Below are 16351 nucleotides of genomic sequence, written 5' to 3'. Positions count from 1 at the left end.
CAGCCAGAGAGGAGGCCGCCATGAGCTTCGACCGACAGATCCGGATCGCGCCGTCGATCCTTTCCGCCGACTTCGCCAATTTCGGCGCCGAGATCCGCGCCATCGAGGATCAGGGCGCGGATTGGGTCCATGTGGACGTGATGGACGGGCATTTCGTGCCGAACCTGACCTTTGGCCCCCCGGCGGTCAAGGCGTTCCGGCCGCATGTCCGCGGCTTCATGGACGTCCATCTGATGATCGCGCCGGTCGATCCCTATATCGAGGCCTATGCCGAGGCGGGCGCCGACATGATCACCGCCCATGTCGAGGCCGGCCCCCATCCCCACCGCACGCTGCAGGCGATCCGCGCGACCGGCAAGAAGGCAGGGATCGCGCTGAACCCCGGGACTCCGCTCGAGGCCGTGTCCTGCCTGCTGGACCTGTGCGACATGGTGCTGGTGATGACGGTCAACCCGGGCTTTGGCGGGCAGAAATTCATCCACTCGCAACTGGACAAGATCGCGCGGCTGCGCGCGATGGTCGGCGACAGGCCGATCCACATCCAGGTCGATGGCGGGGTCGACCCCACCACGGCACCGCTGGTGGCAAAGGCCGGGGCGGATGTGCTGGTGGCAGGCTCGGCCGTCTTCAAGGGCGGCTCGGTCGAGCGGCCCGAGGTGTATGGCGCCAATATCCGCACGATCCGCGAGGCGGCGGAGGGCTGAGGCCCGAGGCCGCCCCCTTCGCGGCCAAGGCGCCGTAGGGCGGCCCAAGGCGGCATCGGACAGCGGCGGCAGGTCGGCCCGCTTGCCCGCCCGTGGTTCGAAGATCGAGGGTCGAGGGTCGAGGGTCGAGAAAAGCGGTGATCCCCCGCGCGCCTTCGACCATGGGGTTTGACATTGGCCCTGGCAGAGGTTTCGCTGCCCGGGCGACGAACAGGGAGGACAGGATGGATCTGGGGATCAGGGGCAAGCGCGGGCTGGTCTGCGCCGCGTCAAAGGGCCTGGGGCGCGGCTGCGCCGAGGCGCTTGCTGCCGCCGGGGTCGATCTGGTGATCAACAGCCGGACCGAGGCCGACATCGTCCGCACCGCCGAGGACATCGCGGCGCGGCATGGCGTCGCAGTCACACCGGTCGCCGCCGACATCACGACCGAGGCGGGCCGCGCGGCCGTGCTGGACGCCTTGGGGCAGGCCGACATTCTGGTGACGAATGCGGGCGGGCCGCCTCCGGGCGATTGGCGCGACTGGACGCGCGACGATTTCATCCGGGCGCTGGATGCCAACATGCTGTCGGCGGTCGCGCTGATGCAGGCCCTTGTGCCCGGCATGATGGAGCGCGGCTGGGGCCGGGTCGTCAACATCACCTCGCAATCGGTGCGGGCGCCGATCCCGGTTCTGGGCCTGTCGAACAGCGCCCGCGCAGGGCTGACCGGCTTCGTCGCCGGCATGTCGCGGCAGGTCGCGCGCCACGGCGTCAACGTGAACAACCTGCTGCCGGGCATCCACGCGACCGATCGCGCCGAGGGCCTGGATCGCGGCGTGTCGCAGGCGCAGGGCATCTCGATGGACGAGGCGCGGGCGCAGCGCAAGGCGACGATCCCGGCCGGGGATTACGGCACGGCCGAGGATTTCGGGGCGACCTGTGCGTTCCTGTGCAGCCAGCATGCGCGCTTCATCGTGGGGCAGAACATCCTGCTGGATGGCGGGGCGACCAATCTCACGATCTGATCAGGCGGTTGCGGCCTGCCTGATGCGCTGCTAGGGCGGGCCATACCCGAGCGAAACACCCGGCAAACAACAGGCAGATCGTGACCGAGCCCGCCCGACTGGAGGTCCAGAACCTGACCCGCGCCTTCGACGGGCGCCGCGTCGTGGACGATGTGTCCTTCCGGGTCGAGGCCGGGCAGGTCGCGTGTCTGCTGGGTCCGTCGGGCTGCGGGAAATCCACCACGCTGCGGATCGTGGCGGGCGTGGACATGCAGGACCGGGGGCGCATTCTGGTCGATGGCCGGGTGGTCTGCGACGGGGCGAACCGGCTGCCGCCCGAGGCGCGATCCATCGGGTTGATGTTTCAGGATTTCGCGCTGTTCCCGCACCTGCCGGTCAGCGAGAACGTGGCCTTTGGCCTCAAGGGCGGGTTCCGCGCGAACCGCGCCCGCGTGACCGATCTGCTGGAGCGGGTGCACATGCTGCGCCATCTGGACAGCTATCCGCATGAATTGTCGGGCGGCGAGCAGCAGCGTGTCGCGCTGGCCCGCGCGCTGGCGCCGCGTCCGGGCGTGCTGCTGATGGACGAGCCCTTCAGCGGCCTGGACGAGCGACTGCGCGACGGCATCCGCGACGAGACGCTTGCCCTGCTGAAGGACGAGGGCACCGCCGTCCTGCTGGTCACGCATGAGCCTGTCGAGGCGATGCGGATGGCCGATCTGATCCTGCTGATGCGGTCGGGGCGGATCGTGCAGCAGGGGGCGCCCTATAACCTCTACAATGCGCCGGTTGACCGGCAGGCGGCGGCTTTTTTCAGCGATATCAACGTATTGCAGGGGCGCGTACAGGGGGCGCTGACCGACACGCCCTTTGGGCAGTTCCTGACGCCGGGGATGCCCGATGGCTGCGAAGTCGATATCGTGATCCGGCCCCAGCATCTGCGGATCGACTTTGACCGGGCCGGTCAGGGACCTGCGCCGACGCCGGAAAACGGGCAGGCGGCGCTGGCGCGGGTGGTGCGCGCCCGCTATCTGGGCCGCGAATCGCTGGTGGAATTCGCGACCGAGCATAGCGGCATCGCGCTGAACGCGACCGTGCCGGGGGTGTTCCTGCCGCCCGCGGGCACGCCGATGTGGCTGATGCTGCGGCGCGACCGCTGCTTCGTCTTTCCGCGCGGGTGATGCCCTAAAGCTGCCCGGTGGCCGCCCGATAGGCCTCGAGCACGCGCGCCAGATGCAGGCGCCGCGCGGCCGGGTCGGCCAGACGGGCGGCAAGCCTGCGCGCGCGGGTGGCGATCTGCGCGCAGGCTTCGGGGCGGGCGCGCGCCCAGGCCAGTTTCTCGGGCAGATCGGCGGCGCCATGCTCCAGCGGGATGACGTGGCGCCAGGGGCGAAAGAGGCCGGTGACGAAACTTTCGGTGCCGTCATCCTCGGCCAGGACCACGGCCTCGTCCAGAAGCAGCGGCAAGAGGTCGCTGTCGCCCTCGGATGAGGCGAGGCTGATCGCGTAGCGCCCGGAGGGCTGGTCCGAGGCCAGGCGCGGCGGCGTCAGGGGCGTATGTGACAGCGCCTGTTCCAGCCGCGCGTCCGGCAGGATCGCGGCATCGAGGCCGGGCAGGTCCAGGCTGGCCAGCCGCCAGCGCGACAGCCCGGTCAGCGCATGCAGGGCACGCGGACCGGCATGGCCCCGGGCCAGCGCGTTCAGCACCTGTTCGGCGCTACGGCCATCGGCGGCGCGCCCCGACAGCCTGCCGCGCCAGACCGCCAGATCGGGCCGGTCGGCCAGGGCGGGGCGGTGCGGCAGGGGCGCGCCCGGAAAGCCGTCATTTCCGATCCGGTGCAGCCAGGGCGCGGGCCAGAGATAGACGTTCGCCGCGCCGCGCGGGCGCAGGCAGGCCAGAAGCGGCGCCTCGGCCGGGCGATCCGGACCCGAGGCGCGCATGTCCAGCCAATAGCAGCCGCCGGTCGCCACCTGCGCGATGTCGTTGGCGACCGGCGCGACGCGCAGCAGGCCGGGTCGCTGCGCGTCCAGATAAAAACCGTCGGGGCCGCGCCGCAGCGGCAACAGGGCACCATCGGCGCCGCGCAGCTCGGCCCGGTCGAGGTCCAGGCACACCGCCTGATCATGCGGGGCGCGGGGCGCGCGGGTCAGGCCCAGCCGGGCGGGCGCGGCCAGCGCGGCCAGACGGCGCGCCAGCCGCTGGCGGCTTGGGGGGGTGTAGCCCGCACCGGGGGGCGGCGTTTCCAGCATCTGGGCCACGCGCGGCAGGTTCTGCTGACGGGCCTGCCGGACGCCCGCGCCGGGCAGATCGGGAATGCGCGGCAGGTCGAACCAGGGCGACAGGGCGCGGCGGTAATCCTCGGGGGTGGCCTCGTCGATGTCGATCTCGATGAACTCGGGACGGCCCGCGAAATGCTGGCGGGCGCCGGTCAGGTGCCTGTCCCATTCCTCGGCCCAGATATCGGCCAGATCGCCCAGCGCCACGCCGCGCCATGCCGCGTGGCTGCGCGCATAGGCGCCGCCGCGATGCAGATAGCGGCTGGCGATCCAGTCCTCGACCCGGCGGGTGTTCAGCATGAAGACCGCGCCGGGATAATGCGCGTCAAGCAGCGCGTAATCCTTGAACGCCTCGATGATGGGCATGTTCAGGAAGCGCGCCGATTCCATGTCGGTGAAGGCCGTCACGCGGTCGGCCCAGCGCGCCAGAGGCCGGGCGCCGGTCAGCTTGGCATAGGCGATATCGTCGGCCAGGGCGCCTTCCAGCCAATGGGCGGCGGGGATGCCGTTCATGTCGAAAAGCCGCGCGATGAAGGTCGTGCCGCATTTGTTGAAGCCGATCTGAAAGAATTTGGGCTGCATGCCGGGCCTGTCCTTGCGCGCGGGCCGACCTTGGCGCGCAGCGGGCCAGGGTGTCAACCAGAGCGGCAGGGCAGCGTCCGAAAACGGCGTTTCAGGTCGCACTTGCGACAAGGTGCTTGCCTTGCGCGCGGCCTGCGGCTACGGGTGAGAACGGAATTCGGGAGACACCGGCACGGTGCCGGGGCCGAAGGAGAAGCCGCCCCGGCAAGCTCTCAGGCGAAAGGACCGCTTTCTGCAAGAACTCTGGAGAGTGGCCACAAGGCCCGCCGAAGGGATAACGATCTCAGGCGCCCGTTTCGGGCAGGGACAGAGGGGGCATCGTGGCGTGGATCATCCGCGTGCAACCGATGCCGGCTGTCCGGCTGTTTCGCAGGAGGGCCTGATGGCCGAGACGAGTCGCCGGACCGGACTTTACGATCTGCATGTCGAACTGGGCGCCCGGATGGTGCCTTTCGCGGGCTGGGACATGCCCGTGCAATATCCGATGGGCGTGATGGCCGAGCATCTGCACACGCGCGCCAGTGCGGGCCTGTTCGATGTCAGCCATATGGGTCAGGTTCTGGTTGCGCCGCAGGATGGCCGGATCGAGACCGCCGCTTTGGCGCTGGAAAGCCTGATCCCCGCCGATGTGCTTGGCCTGCCGGTGGGGCGGCAGCGTTACGGGCTGTTCACCAATGACGCGGGCGGGATCCTGGATGATCTGATGTTCGCCAACCGGGGCGATCACTTCCTGCTGGTGGTGAACGCGGCCTGCGCGGAACAGGACATCGCGCATCTGCGCGGGCTGGCAGGGGTGACGGTGACGCCGGTCACGGATCGCGGGTTGCTGGCGCTGCAAGGCCCCAAGGCCGAGGCCGTGCTGGCGCGGCTGGTGCCGGGCGCCGCCGCAATGCGGTTCATGGATTCGCAGGTTCACGACTGGGACGGGGCTTCGCTGTGGATCTCGCGGTCGGGCTATACCGGCGAGGACGGGTTCGAGATTTCGGTGCCTGCGGCGCGGCTGGAGGCTTTCGCCCGCGCGTTGCTGGACCAGCCCGAGGTGGCGCCCATCGGTCTGGGCGCGCGCGACAGCCTGCGGCTGGAGGCCGGGATGCCGCTTTACGGGCATGACATGGATGCGGGCGTCACCCCCGCCGAGGCCGGTCTGGCTTGGTCGATCCCCAAGCTCCGCCGTCCGGGCGGCGCGCGCGCGGGCGGCTTTCCGGGCGCCGGGCGCGTTCTGGAGGCCGAGGGCGGCACCCGCCGCGGCCTGCGCCCCGAGGGGCGCGCGCCGATCCGCGAGGGGGTGGCGCTGTTCGACACCGGGGGCCGGGCGCTTGGCACGGTCAGTTCGGGGGGCTTCGGTCCCTCGGTCGGCGGCCCCGTCGCCATGGCGCGCATCCCCGCCGACATTCCCGACGGCACCGTGATCGAGGCCGAACTGCGCGGCAAGCGCCTGCCCGTCACCGTCTGCCCCCTGCCCTTTGTCACGCCTTCCTACAAACGCTGAGGTTCTGTCATGCTGAAATACACCGAAGATCATGAATGGCTGCGTGCCGAGGGCGACGAGATCGTGGTCGGGATCACCCGGCACGCCAGCGACCAGCTGGGCGACGTCGTGTTCATCGAGCTGCCCGAGGAGGGGCGCGAGGTCGAGGCGGGTGACGAGATCGTCGTGATCGAGAGCGTCAAGGCGGCATCCGACATCGTGGCCCCTGTCGCCGGCGTGATCACCGCCGTGAACGCCGCGCTTGCGGATGCGCCGGGCGACGTGAACGGCGATCCGATGGCGGCCTGGTTCTTCCGCATCAAACCTGCGGATGCCGGTGCGATGGAGGGCTTCATGGACGAGGCGGCCTATCAGGCGCTGATCGGCTGAGGCTTTTGCCGGGCCTTGGCCCGGAGATGACGGAATTGCCGGGCCTTGGCCCGGCGGGCGCCGGGGGTTTCACCCCCGGACCCCCAGGATATTTGGATGAAGAAGAAGGGGCCCGCGCGCCCCGCAGGGAGGCGAGATGAGCCGCTGGAACGCGACCGAATACAACCCCGACGACTTCGCCAACCGGCGGCATATCGGGCCTTCTCCGTCCGAGATGGCCGAAATGCTGCGGGCGGTTGGGGCAGATAGTCTGGATCAGCTGATCGAGCAGACCGTGCCCGCCGCGATCCGGCAAGCGGATCGGCTTGACTGGCCTGCCCTGTCCGAGGCGGGGCTGATCGCGCGGATGCGCGAGATCGCGGCGAAGAACCGTGTGATGACCAGTCTGATCGGTCAAGGCTATTACGGCACCGTCACGCCCCCCGCGATCCAGCGCAACATCCTGGAGAACCCGGCCTGGTACACGGCCTATACGCCCTATCAGCCCGAGATCGCGCAGGGGCGGCTTGAGGCGCTGCTGAACTTCCAGACCATGGTGGCGGATCTGACCGGGTTGCCGGTGGCGAATGCGTCCCTGCTGGACGAGGCGACGGCGGCGGCCGAGGCGATGGCCATGGCGCGGCGGCAGTCGAAGTCCAAGGCCGATGCGTTCTTCGTGGCCCATGACCTGCATCCGCAGACGATCAGCGTGATCGAGACGCGCGCCGCGCCTCTGGGCATCCGGATCGTCAAGGGCTCGGTCGATGATCTGGTGGCCAATCAGGTCTTTGGCGCGATCTTCCAGTATCCGGGCACTTACGGCCATATCCGCGACCTGAGCCCCGAGATCGGCGCGCTTCATGCGGCGGGCGCGCTGGCCGTGGTGGCGACGGACCTTCTGGCGCTGTGCCTGCTGCGCGAGCCGGGCGCAATGGGGGCCGACATCGCGGTCGGTTCGGCGCAGCGTTTCGGCGTGCCGATGGGTTATGGCGGCCCACATGCGGCCTTCATGTCCTGCCGGGACGAGCTGAAGCGCGCCATGCCGGGCCGGATCGTGGGCGTCAGCATCGATGCCGCCGGGCGGCAGGCGCTGCGTCTGTCTCTGCAGACGCGCGAGCAGCATATCCGCCGCGAGAAGGCGACCAGCAATGTCTGCACCGCGCAGGCGCTGCTGGCGGTCATGGCGGGGTTCTATGCGGTCTTTCACGGGCCGGTCGGTCTGCGCGCCATCGCACAGCGCGTGCATTTGCATGCCGTGACCATTGCCGATGCGCTGCGCGCCGCCGGGGCCGAGGTCGCGCCGGATGCGTTCTTCGACACGATCACGGTCAAGGTGGGCGTGGGTCAGGCGGGGATTCTGGCCGCCGCCGAGCAGCGCGGCATCAACCTGCGCCGCGTGGGCCGCGACCGCGTTGGCATCAGCGTGGACGAGACGACCGATGCCGGGGTGATCACCCGCCTGCTGGACGCGTTCGGGATCGCCGACCCGGCGGCGGCGGCCAGCGCGCCCGCGATCCCGGACGCGCTGTTGCGCGAGAACGATTACCTGACCCACCCGGTCTTTCACATGAACCGCGCCGAATCCGAGATGATGCGCTACATGCGCCGCCTGTCGGACCGCGACCTGGCGCTGGACCGGGCGATGATCCCGCTTGGATCTTGCACGATGAAGCTGAACGCCGCGGCCGAGATGATGCCGATCACCTGGCCCGAATTCGGCGCGCTGCACCCCTTTGCGCCCCATGATCAGGCGGCGGGCTATCACGAGGCCATCGCGGACCTGACGGAAAAGTTGTGCCGCATCACGGGATATGACGCCTTCTCGATGCAGCCCAACAGCGGCGCGCAGGGGGAATATGCGGGGCTCTTGACGATCCAGGCCTATCACAAGGCGCGGGGCGAGGATCGCGACATCTGCCTGATCCCGGTCTCGGCGCATGGCACGAACCCGGCCAGCGCGCAGATGTGCGGGATGCAGGTCGTCGTGGTGAAATCGGCCCCGAACGGCGATATCGACCTTGAGGATTTCGCCGACAAGGCCGCCAAGGCGGGCGACCGGCTGGCGGCGGTGATGATCACCTATCCCTCGACGCATGGTGTCTTCGAGGACACGGTGCGGCAGGTCTGCGAGATCACGCATCAGCATGGCGGGCAGGTCTATATCGACGGCGCGAACATGAACGCGCTGGTCGGTCTGGTGAAGCCGGGCGAGATCGGCGGCGATGTCAGCCACCTGAACCTGCACAAGACCTTTGCCATCCCGCATGGCGGCGGCGGACCCGGCATGGGGCCGATCGGGGTCAAGGCGCATCTGGCGCCCTTCCTGCCCGGCGATCCCCGCACGGGCGAGCGGGCCGTGTCGGCGGCGCCTTACGGGTCGGCCTCGATCCTGCTGATCTCGTGGGCCTATTGCCTGATGATGGGCGGCGAAGGGCTGACGCAGGCAACGCGCGTGGCGATCCTGAACGCGAATTATATCGCCAGCCGCCTTGCCGGGGCCTATCCGATCCTGTTCATGGGCAATCGCGGGCGGGTGGCGCATGAATGCATCATCGACACGCGGCCTTTCGCCGAGCATGGCGTCACGGTCGATGACATCGCCAAGCGCCTGATCGACAACGGTTTCCACGCGCCCACCATGAGCTGGCCGGTCAGCGGGACGCTGATGGTCGAGCCAACCGAATCCGAGACCAAGGCCGAGATCGACCGCTTCATTACCGCCCTGCTGGCGATCCGCGACGAGATCACCGAGGTCGCCGAGGGCCGGATCGCCGCCGATCAAAGCCCGCTGCGCCACGCGCCCCATACTGTCGAGGATCTGGTCCGCGACTGGGACCGCCCCTATTCGCGCGAAGAGGGTTGTTTCCCGCCGGGCGCGTTCCGGGTGGACAAGTACTGGCCGCCGGTGGGTCGGGTCGACAATGCTCATGGCGACCGCAACCTGATCTGCACCTGCCCGCCGCTGGAAAGCTACGCGCAGGCAGCGGAATAGGGCCGTCCCCTGTCGCGGCGTCTTGACATCGGCGCCGCGACGATTAAACCAACGCAGACGTGGGGTCGTAGCTCAGTTGGTAGAGCGCGTCGTTCGCAATGACGAGGTCAGGGGTTCGATTCCCCTCGGCTCCACCATTTCTTCCCAGATCAAAGAAAACCCATCCTCGGTGAATATGGCTTTGATCGGCGGCCAGGCGCTCGGATCCGGGGCCTGATTGTGCATTGCGTCCGGTCTGGCGGCAAAAGCAGCGCGGTCCTGGCTAGGGCTTGCCAGGACCGGAAGGACATACCCCGCCTCAGAGCAGGAAGTCGTTGGCCGTCAGGTCGTAAAGCCCCGTCAGGCGGATGATCCCGTCCGCGCGCCCGTCGCCATCCACGTCCAGCTGGACATGGGTGACGTCGTTCTGCGTGCCGGGTCGATCGAGTCGGACGTAGGAGACCTGTCCCGCGCGCGAGAAATCCGCCGTGCCGATGAAACCGAAATCGTTGTTGCCCTCGCGGTTCAGATCGGCGTCAATCTGGCGCAGGTCGATCCGGTCGCTGCCGCGGCGGAAATCGGTGATCAGATCGGCGCGGGACGGGTCGCTGCCGGTCTCGCCCGGGTTGCGAAAGACGAACACATCGGCGCCCGGACCGCCGGTCAGCACATCGGTGCCGCGGCCGCCGATCAGCGTGTCGCTGCCCAGCCCGCCCAGCAGAGTGTCATTGCCTAGGCCGCCGTCCAGAAGGTCGTTGCCCTGGTTGCCTTCCAACCGGTCGGCGCCGAGGCGGCCGAACAAGCGGTCATTGCCGCCCCCGCCCAGCAGGATATTCGTGGCCGCATTGCCCATCAGCACGTCACTGCCCGCGCCGCCCTGGATGTTCGGAATGCCCCCGATCACGTCGCGGCCATAGCCGGTATTCTGCGGCCCCGAGATCGCCAGATCCACCCGCGCACCCCGCGCCCCCACGACCAGCCAGTCCCTGCCATCGCCACCGCGCAGCACATCATCGCCATCGTCCAGATGCAGCCGGTCGATACCCGGCCCGCCCAGCAGGGTGTCGTTTCCGGCGCCGCCGATCAGCGTGTCGCTGCCGATGCCGCCCATGATGTAATCGTTGCCGGCCTGGCCCAACATGCGATCATTTCCAGCGCCGCCGAACAGCCGGTCATTGCCGTTGCCGCCCAACAGCGCGTCATTGCCGCCATTGCCGAACATCGTGTCGTTGCCATCATAGCCCAGCATGCGGTCGTCGAAATTGCTGAGCTGGATGACGTCGTTGCCCGAGAGCGCGTTGCGGATCAGCGCGCGGTCGTCCTCCAGCGTGGCGGTGAGGCCGGCCTGACGCAGGTCACGAAGCGACAGGTCGATGCCGATGATTTCCCAATCGACGCTGGCGGCGAAAGGGTTGGTCAGTTCGAAGATCACATTGACCCGTCCCGTCGTCGCCGATGCGTTCGCAGGAAACGTGAAGCCGCTGCCTCCGAATGCAGCGCCGCCGACGAAGCCGAAACCGATATCGTAGAACGAGAAATACCAGTCACGATAGAGACGGCCATCATGCGACAGAAAGGAACTCGTCCGCAGTTCGTCCCGCAGCGGGTTCACAAAGGGCGGTGCGAGGTTCAGTCCGAGAACGTCGAACTCGACGCGGCTGCGCAAAGTGGCCATGGGGAATTCCTCGATAAAAACGCAAACATCCGGGGAACACCCCCGGATGTCTTAATGCCCCATCCATTTGGCCGTCAATGAAAGGTTAAGGTTAACAGCTCGTCAGAGGCTTGCGGCCTCGTCCAGACCCAGCATGATGTTGAGGTTCTGCACCGCCGCGCCGGACGCGCCCTTGCCCAGGTTGTCCAGCACCGCGACCACCGTGGCGCAGCCCGCCGCGTCGTCGCCATGCACGCTGATCTCAAGCAGGTTGGTGTCGTTATGCGCCGTCGGCACCAAACGCCCGCCGATCGCGTCCGAGGGGGTCACGCGGATGAAGGTCTGGCCGTGGTAATGCGCGGCCAACACCTGATGCAGCGCGCCGATGCTGCGGTTCTGGTCCAGATGCAGCGGCAATTGCACCGCCATCCCTTGCGCGAAATTGCCCACGGCGGGGGCAAAGACGGGGCGGCGGGTCAGGCCGGTCTGGCGCATGATCTCGGGGATGTGCTTGTGGCTCTGGCTCAGGCCATAGATGAAATGCGCGGGCGCCTCGCCCGACTCGTATTCCGCGATCAGGGCCTTGCCGCCGCCGGAATAGCCGCTGACCGCGTTGATCGACAGGGCCTCGTCGGGCTGGACCAGACCGGCCGCGATCAGCGGCGCCAGGATCGCGATGGCGCCGGTCGAATAGCAGCCCGGATTGCTGACCAGCCGCGCGCTGGCGATCCGCTCGCGCATTTCGGGGGCCAGTTCGGCGAAGCCGTAGACCCAGTCGGGATCGACCCGATGCGCCGTCGAGGCGTCGATGATCCGGGTGGGCAGGTCGGCACACAAAGCCACGGCCTCGCGCGCGGCATCGTCGGGCAGGCAGAGGATCGCCACATCGGCGGCGGCGAAGGCCTCGCGCCGGGCTTCGGGGTCCTTTCGGCGGGAGGGATCGACCTGCACCAGACGGATATCGGCGCGGCCCAGAAGCCGGTCGCGGATCTGAAGGCCGGTCGTGCCGGCCTCGCCATCGATGAAGACGCTGTAGGTCATGGGCCATCCCCCGTTGCGGAACGCGGCCTTCCTAGCGGAAAGCCGCGCGCGCCACAACGCCGGGTCGGTTGGGCGCGTCAGATGCTGCAGATCTCGGACCGGGTCAGAAAGCGCTTCTCGCGCCCGTTATCCAGACTGAACATGCCGCCGCGCCCCGGAACCACGTCGATGATCAGATCGGTATGCTTCCATGCCTCGTATTGACTGGCCGAGATGTAGAAGGGCGCGCCGCCGATCTCGCCCAGCTTCACGTCGCGTTCGCTGATGCGGAAATCCGATTGCGGGTAGCACATCGGCGACGAGCCGTCGCAGCACCCCCCCGACTGGTGGAACAGGACGGGGCCGTGATCGGCCACGATTTCCTCGATCAGCTTCAGGGCTTCAGGTGTCGCGCTCACCTTGCTCATGGGTCAGTCTCCTCCTCAAAAGACGCATGACCTGCCGCTCTTCGGGTCGCAGGCCGGGCTTGTCCAGATTGTCGTCGATCCGGCGACGCAGATCCAGCTTCAGCTCATCGGCAAGATAGGCCTCGATCACGCCGGGATGAACGTAGCATTTCCGGCAGATCGCGGGCGTGTTGCCCAGCCGGGCAGCGACGGATTCGATGGCGTCGCGGATATTGCGCTGGCGGGCGGCATCGCCCTGGGCGGCCTCGGCTTCGGCAAGGGCCAGGGCGGCGAGGACGGTGCCGGTCCAGGTGCGGAAATCCTTGGCGGTGATCGGCTTGCCGGTCACGGTGCGCAGATAGAGGTTCACCTCGGTCGAACTGACGGGCCGGATCTGGCCCTCGTCGTCGGTGTATTGGAACAGGTACTGGCCGGGCAGGTCCTGAAGCCGCCGGATGATGCGGGCGACGCGCCGGTCGCGCAGGCCCAGATCCCATTGCTTGCCGCCCTTGCCCCGGAACCGGAACCGCATGGTGTTGCCGGTCAGCCGGACATGCCTCCCCCGCAGCGTCGTCAGGCCATGCGAGCAGTTTTCCCGCGCGTAGGTGTCGTTTCCGACGCGGATCATGGTGTTTTCCAACAGGTAAACGATGGTGGCCAGCACCTTTTCGGGCGGCGTGCCGCTGAGGCCCATATCGCTGTCCACGCGGGCACGCAGGCGCGGCAGCGCGCGGGCGAAGTCCAGCATCCGTTCGTATTTGGCACTGTCGCGGACCTCGCGGAAGTCGGGGTGATAGCGGTATTGCTTGCGTCCCCGTCCGTCGCGCCCGGTGGCCAGCAGATGGCCCGAACGGTCGGGGCAGATCCAGACCTCGGTCCAGGCCGGAGGAATGGCAAGCGCCGCGATGCGCCGTCTTTCGGCCCGGTCGCGGATCGTCCGGCCCCGCGCGTCGCGATAGGAAAAGCCCCTGCCCGCACGGTGGCGGGTGATACCCGGCATGTCGTCGCTGACATGGATCAGGCCCGCGCTTTCGGCGGCGTCCTCGGGGTCGATGATCGTGCTGGAAGGGGACATGGCTCGCCCGGCTGCCTGTTGCGGGGAAACGCGACAGGGCGGCGGGCGGTTGCCACAGGGCGGCCCGAATGACGGGCCGCCCCTTGGTCAAGGGATCAGAAGAAGCCCAGCTTCTTGGGGCTGTAGCTGACCAGCATGTTCTTGGTCTGCTGGTAGTGGTCCAGCATCATGCGGTGGTTTTCGCGCCCGATGCCGGACTGCTTGTACCCGCCAAAGGCCGCATGGGCCGGATAGGCGTGGTAGCAGTTGGTCCAGACCCGGCCCGCCTGAATGGCGCGGCCAAAGCGATAGCAGGTGTTCGCGTCACGCGACCACACGCCCGCACCCAGACCGTAGAGCGTGTCATTGGCGATCGACAGCGCCTCGTCGGCATCCTTGAAGGTGGTCACGGACACGACCGGGCCGAAGATCTCTTCCTGGAAGACGCGCATCTTGTTGTGGCCCTTCAGGACGGTCGGCTTGATGTAGTAGCCGCCCGACAGCTCGCCGCCGTGATCGGCCGCCTCGCCCCCGGTCAGGACCTCGGCACCCTCTTGGCGGCCGATGTCGAAGTAGGACAGGATCTTCTCTTTCTGCTCGGACGAGGCCTGCGCACCGATCATAGTCGCGCTGTCGCGCGGATCGCCCTGAACGATGGCCTCGACGCGTTTCAGCGCACGCTCCATGAAGCGGTCATAGATCTTTTCGTGGATCAGCGCGCGCGACGGGCAGGTGCAGACCTCGCCCTGGTTCAGCGCGAACATCACGAAGCCCTCGATCGCCTTGTCGAAGAAGTCGTCATCCTCGCGGCAGACATCCTCGTGGAAAATATTGGGCGACTTGCCGCCCAGTTCCAGCGTGACCGGGATCAGGTTTTCCGACGCATATTGCATGATCAGACGGCCGGTGGTGGTTTCACCGGTGAACGCGATCTTCGAGATGCGCGGATTGCTGGCCAGCGGCTTGCCGGCCTCGAGGCCGAAGCCGTTCACCACGTTCAGCACGCCCGGCGGCAGCAGGTCGCCGATCAGGTCCATGAACACCATGATGCCGGCGGGGGTCTGTTCGGCGGGCTTCAGCACGACGCAGTTGCCTGCGGCCAGCGCGGGGGCCAGTTTCCAGCAGGCCATCAGCAGCGGGAAGTTCCAGGGGATGATCTGGCCCACGACGCCCAGAGGCTCGTGGAAGTGATAGGCGATCGTGTCGTGGTCGATCTCGCTGATGCCGCCCTCCTGCGCGCGCAGGACGCCCGCGAAGTAACGGAAATGGTCAACGGCCAGCGGCAGGTCGGCGGCCATGGTCTCGCGGATCGGCTTGCCGTTGTCCCAGGTCTCGGCGGTGGCCAGAAGCTGCAGATTGGCCTCCATCCGGTCGGCGATCTTCAGCAGGATGTTCGACCGCTCGGTCGTCGAGGTGCGGCCCCAGGCGTCCTTGGCGGCATGGGCTGCGTCCAGCGCTGCCTCGATATCGGCTGCGTTCGAGCGCGCGATCTCGCCGATGCTGCCGCCGGTGATCGGCGTGGTGTTCACGAAATACTGGCCCGACTTGGGCGCGGTCCACTTGCCGCCGATGAAGTTGTCGTAGCGGCTGGCAAAGGGCATGACGCCCACGCCCTTGAATTCATGGGTCTGGTCGTTCGGCATGATATCCTCCTCTGATATGTCGCCCGGATCTCCCCATCCGGGCTATGCCTTCACTTTGGGGGGCGGGCAGATTCGCGGCAATCGCCCCCGCTTGCCGCATCGCGTGACCTGTCTCAGTGGTGAGACAGTCTTGCGTCCCTTTCCGCGATGCCCAACCGGGTCATGCGGCGGTAAAGCGTGGCGCGGCCCACCCCAAGCGCGCGGGCCGCGCGGCTGACATTGCCGTCGGCGCGAGCCAGCGCGCGCATGACGGCAGCGCGCTCGGCCTTGTCAAAGCCGGTCAGGTCGTCCTGCCGCCCCAAGAGGTCGGCGGCGGGGCGCGGCCGGATCGCGCCCTCGCGTTCCAGCCCCAGGATACGGCGGGCGGCGCGGGTCGCGCCGATGGCCAGGTCGTCCTTGTCCACCGCCAGAAGCACGGCCTGATCGGCCGCATCCGAAGCCGCCACCACGATGCGGGCATCGGGAAAGCTGGCGCGGAAGAACATCGTCTCGATCGCGCGGGCGGTCTGGGCCACCTGCGCGGCGATCAGGCGGTTGTAGCGTTCGGTCTGGTCGGCGCGGGCGCTGCTGACATCCAGCGCGGCGGCGAGGCGCCCATCCGGCCCCCAGATCGGCGCGTCCATGCAGGACATGGCGGTGTTGCGGGTGTGGAAATGTTCGTCGCGGTGGATCGTGACCTGCCGCCCCTCGGCCAGGCAGGTGCCGATGCCGTTGGTGCCCTGAGCGGCCTCGGACCAGTCATTGCCGGTCCAGAGCCCCCAGTCGCGGAACTGCGCGGCATCGCCGTCGGCGACGCGGTGATCCAGAACGATGCCCCGCGCATCGGTCAGCAGGACGTTGCAGCCCGACAGGCCGACCAGCGTGTAAAGCTGGTCCAGCTGCGGCGCGGCGACGTCCAGAAAGACCTGCATCTGGCCCCGGCGCTGCGCGATTTCAGCATCCGACAGCCTTTCGGGACGGCGCCGGTCCGACGGGTCCAGCCCGTGCTTCATCATCGAACGGCGCCAGGATGCCGCAAGGGCCGAGGTCGCGGATTTCGACTGCGACTGCTCGGCCACGAGGTCTGCGTGGCTTCGCTGTGTCATGGCTCCTCCTTGGCAGGAGGTTAGCGCAGATTCGCCACCACGCAATTCACGACTTTGGTCGCGGTCCGGCCTTAGCGCACTGGGCCCTCTGGCTTGATCACGCCTTCCTCGATGCGGTCGTTGCCCGGCGCGGA

13 protein-coding genes, 1 tRNA gene and 1 riboswitch are annotated in these 16351 nt (G+C 68.0%); of the genes, 7 read left to right on the top strand and 7 right to left on the bottom strand.

Annotated features, from left to right (window positions below; all coding sequences use genetic code 11):
- Positions 1 to 20 precede the first annotated feature (20 nt).
- The 3 genes from rpe to ACTZWU_RS01545 all read left to right on the top strand — a co-directional run bounded on the left by rpe (position 21) and on the right by ACTZWU_RS01545 (position 2868).
- Complete coding sequence (gene rpe / locus ACTZWU_RS01555; protein WP_444735591.1) at positions 21 to 704, top strand: ribulose-phosphate 3-epimerase; 684 nt, start codon at positions 21 to 23, stop codon at positions 702 to 704.
- Between the two features lie 224 nt (positions 705 to 928).
- Positions 929 to 1708, top strand: coding sequence for an SDR family oxidoreductase (locus ACTZWU_RS01550; protein ID WP_444735590.1), 780 nt, complete (start codon positions 929 to 931; stop codon positions 1706 to 1708).
- An 80-nt stretch (positions 1709 to 1788) separates the two neighbouring features.
- A complete protein-coding gene (locus ACTZWU_RS01545) occupies positions 1789 to 2868 on the top strand; it encodes an ABC transporter ATP-binding protein (RefSeq protein WP_444735589.1) in 1080 nt (359 codons plus the stop codon).
- Positions 2869 to 2872: 4 nt separating this feature from the next.
- On the opposite strand, the gene ACTZWU_RS01540 is transcribed toward ACTZWU_RS01545, so the two are convergent.
- Entirely contained in the window at positions 2873 to 4546 is a 1674-nt protein-coding gene (locus ACTZWU_RS01540; protein ID WP_444735588.1) for a hypothetical protein, read from the bottom strand.
- A gap of 148 nt (positions 4547 to 4694) precedes the next feature.
- A riboswitch (glycine riboswitch) is annotated at positions 4695 to 4784 on the top strand.
- A gap of 144 nt (positions 4785 to 4928) precedes the next feature.
- Here ACTZWU_RS01540 and gcvT point away from each other — a divergent pair.
- The 4 genes from gcvT to ACTZWU_RS01520 all read left to right on the top strand — a co-directional run bounded on the left by gcvT (position 4929) and on the right by ACTZWU_RS01520 (position 9512).
- Positions 4929 to 6035, top strand: coding sequence for a glycine cleavage system aminomethyltransferase GcvT (gene gcvT, locus ACTZWU_RS01535; RefSeq protein WP_444735587.1), 1107 nt, complete (start codon positions 4929 to 4931; stop codon positions 6033 to 6035).
- A gap of 12 nt (positions 6036 to 6047) precedes the next feature.
- On the top strand, positions 6048 to 6404 hold the full coding sequence (gcvH, locus tag ACTZWU_RS01530; RefSeq protein ID WP_444735878.1) for a glycine cleavage system protein GcvH: 357 nt from the start codon (positions 6048 to 6050) through the stop codon (positions 6402 to 6404).
- 136 nt (positions 6405 to 6540) lie between these two features.
- Positions 6541 to 9375 carry an aminomethyl-transferring glycine dehydrogenase gene (gene gcvP / locus ACTZWU_RS01525; protein WP_444735586.1) on the top strand — a complete coding sequence of 945 codons (2835 nt, stop codon included), beginning with the start codon at positions 6541 to 6543 and terminating at the stop codon, positions 9373 to 9375.
- A gap of 61 nt (positions 9376 to 9436) precedes the next feature.
- Positions 9437 to 9512, top strand: a tRNA-Ala gene (locus tag ACTZWU_RS01520).
- A gap of 161 nt (positions 9513 to 9673) precedes the next feature.
- Here the strand turns inward: ACTZWU_RS01520 and ACTZWU_RS01515 are convergent.
- From ACTZWU_RS01515 to ACTZWU_RS01490, 6 genes are all read right to left on the bottom strand, one after another.
- On the bottom strand, positions 9674 to 11029 hold the full coding sequence (locus ACTZWU_RS01515) for a calcium-binding protein (protein ID WP_444735585.1): 1356 nt from the start codon (positions 11027 to 11029) through the stop codon (positions 9674 to 9676).
- 102 nt (positions 11030 to 11131) lie between these two features.
- Positions 11132 to 12049 (bottom strand): N-acetyl-gamma-glutamyl-phosphate reductase, encoded by a 918-nt coding sequence (gene argC / locus ACTZWU_RS01510; RefSeq protein ID WP_444735584.1) that lies wholly within the window; start codon positions 12047 to 12049, stop codon positions 11132 to 11134.
- 77 nt (positions 12050 to 12126) lie between these two features.
- Positions 12127 to 12456 (bottom strand): DUF779 domain-containing protein, encoded by a 330-nt coding sequence (locus tag ACTZWU_RS01505; protein ID WP_444735583.1) that lies wholly within the window; start codon positions 12454 to 12456, stop codon positions 12127 to 12129.
- Positions 12431 to 13510, bottom strand: a complete 1080-nt coding sequence (locus ACTZWU_RS01500; RefSeq protein ID WP_444735582.1) for a DNA topoisomerase IB — start codon at positions 13508 to 13510, stop codon at positions 12431 to 12433. Before ACTZWU_RS01500 ends, ACTZWU_RS01505 begins: the two co-directional genes overlap by 26 nt.
- A 95-nt stretch (positions 13511 to 13605) precedes the next feature.
- Positions 13606 to 15132, bottom strand: coding sequence for an aldehyde dehydrogenase (gene adh / locus ACTZWU_RS01495; protein ID WP_444735581.1), 1527 nt, complete (start codon positions 15130 to 15132; stop codon positions 13606 to 13608).
- A 113-nt stretch (positions 15133 to 15245) separates the two neighbouring features.
- Positions 15246 to 16217 carry a helix-turn-helix domain-containing protein gene (locus ACTZWU_RS01490; protein ID WP_444735580.1) on the bottom strand — a complete coding sequence of 324 codons (972 nt, stop codon included), beginning with the start codon at positions 16215 to 16217 and terminating at the stop codon, positions 15246 to 15248.
- Between the last annotated feature and the right edge of the window lie 134 nt (positions 16218 to 16351).

Source organism: Paracoccus sp. NSM, from assembly GCF_052379855.1.
Taxonomy (GTDB): Bacteria; Pseudomonadota; Alphaproteobacteria; order Rhodobacterales; family Rhodobacteraceae; genus Paracoccus.
Note: the sequence above shows the minus strand (reverse complement) of the source record. Positions and strands in the feature narration are given on the sequence as shown.

Coding starts and splice junctions, on each gene's coding strand:
- rpe (WP_444735591.1), top strand. CDS start 21: ATGAGCTTCGACCGACAGATCCGGATCGCGCCGTCGATCCTTTCCGCC.
- ACTZWU_RS01550 (WP_444735590.1), top strand. CDS start 929: ATGGATCTGGGGATCAGGGGCAAGCGCGGGCTGGTCTGCGCCGCGTCA.
- ACTZWU_RS01540 (WP_444735588.1), bottom strand. CDS start 4,546: ATGCAGCCCAAATTCTTTCAGATCGGCTTCAACAAATGCGGCACGACC.
- gcvT (WP_444735587.1), top strand. CDS start 4,929: ATGGCCGAGACGAGTCGCCGGACCGGACTTTACGATCTGCATGTCGAA.
- gcvP (WP_444735586.1), top strand. CDS start 6,541: ATGAGCCGCTGGAACGCGACCGAATACAACCCCGACGACTTCGCCAAC.
- ACTZWU_RS01515 (WP_444735585.1), bottom strand. CDS start 11,029: ATGGCCACTTTGCGCAGCCGCGTCGAGTTCGACGTTCTCGGACTGAAC.
- argC (WP_444735584.1), bottom strand. CDS start 12,049: ATGACCTACAGCGTCTTCATCGATGGCGAGGCCGGCACGACCGGCCTT.
- ACTZWU_RS01505 (WP_444735583.1), bottom strand. CDS start 12,456: ATGAGCAAGGTGAGCGCGACACCTGAAGCCCTGAAGCTGATCGAGGAA.
- ACTZWU_RS01500 (WP_444735582.1), bottom strand. CDS start 13,510: ATGTCCCCTTCCAGCACGATCATCGACCCCGAGGACGCCGCCGAAAGC.
- adh (WP_444735581.1), bottom strand. CDS start 15,132: ATGCCGAACGACCAGACCCATGAATTCAAGGGCGTGGGCGTCATGCCC.
- ACTZWU_RS01490 (WP_444735580.1), bottom strand. CDS start 16,217: ATGACACAGCGAAGCCACGCAGACCTCGTGGCCGAGCAGTCGCAGTCG.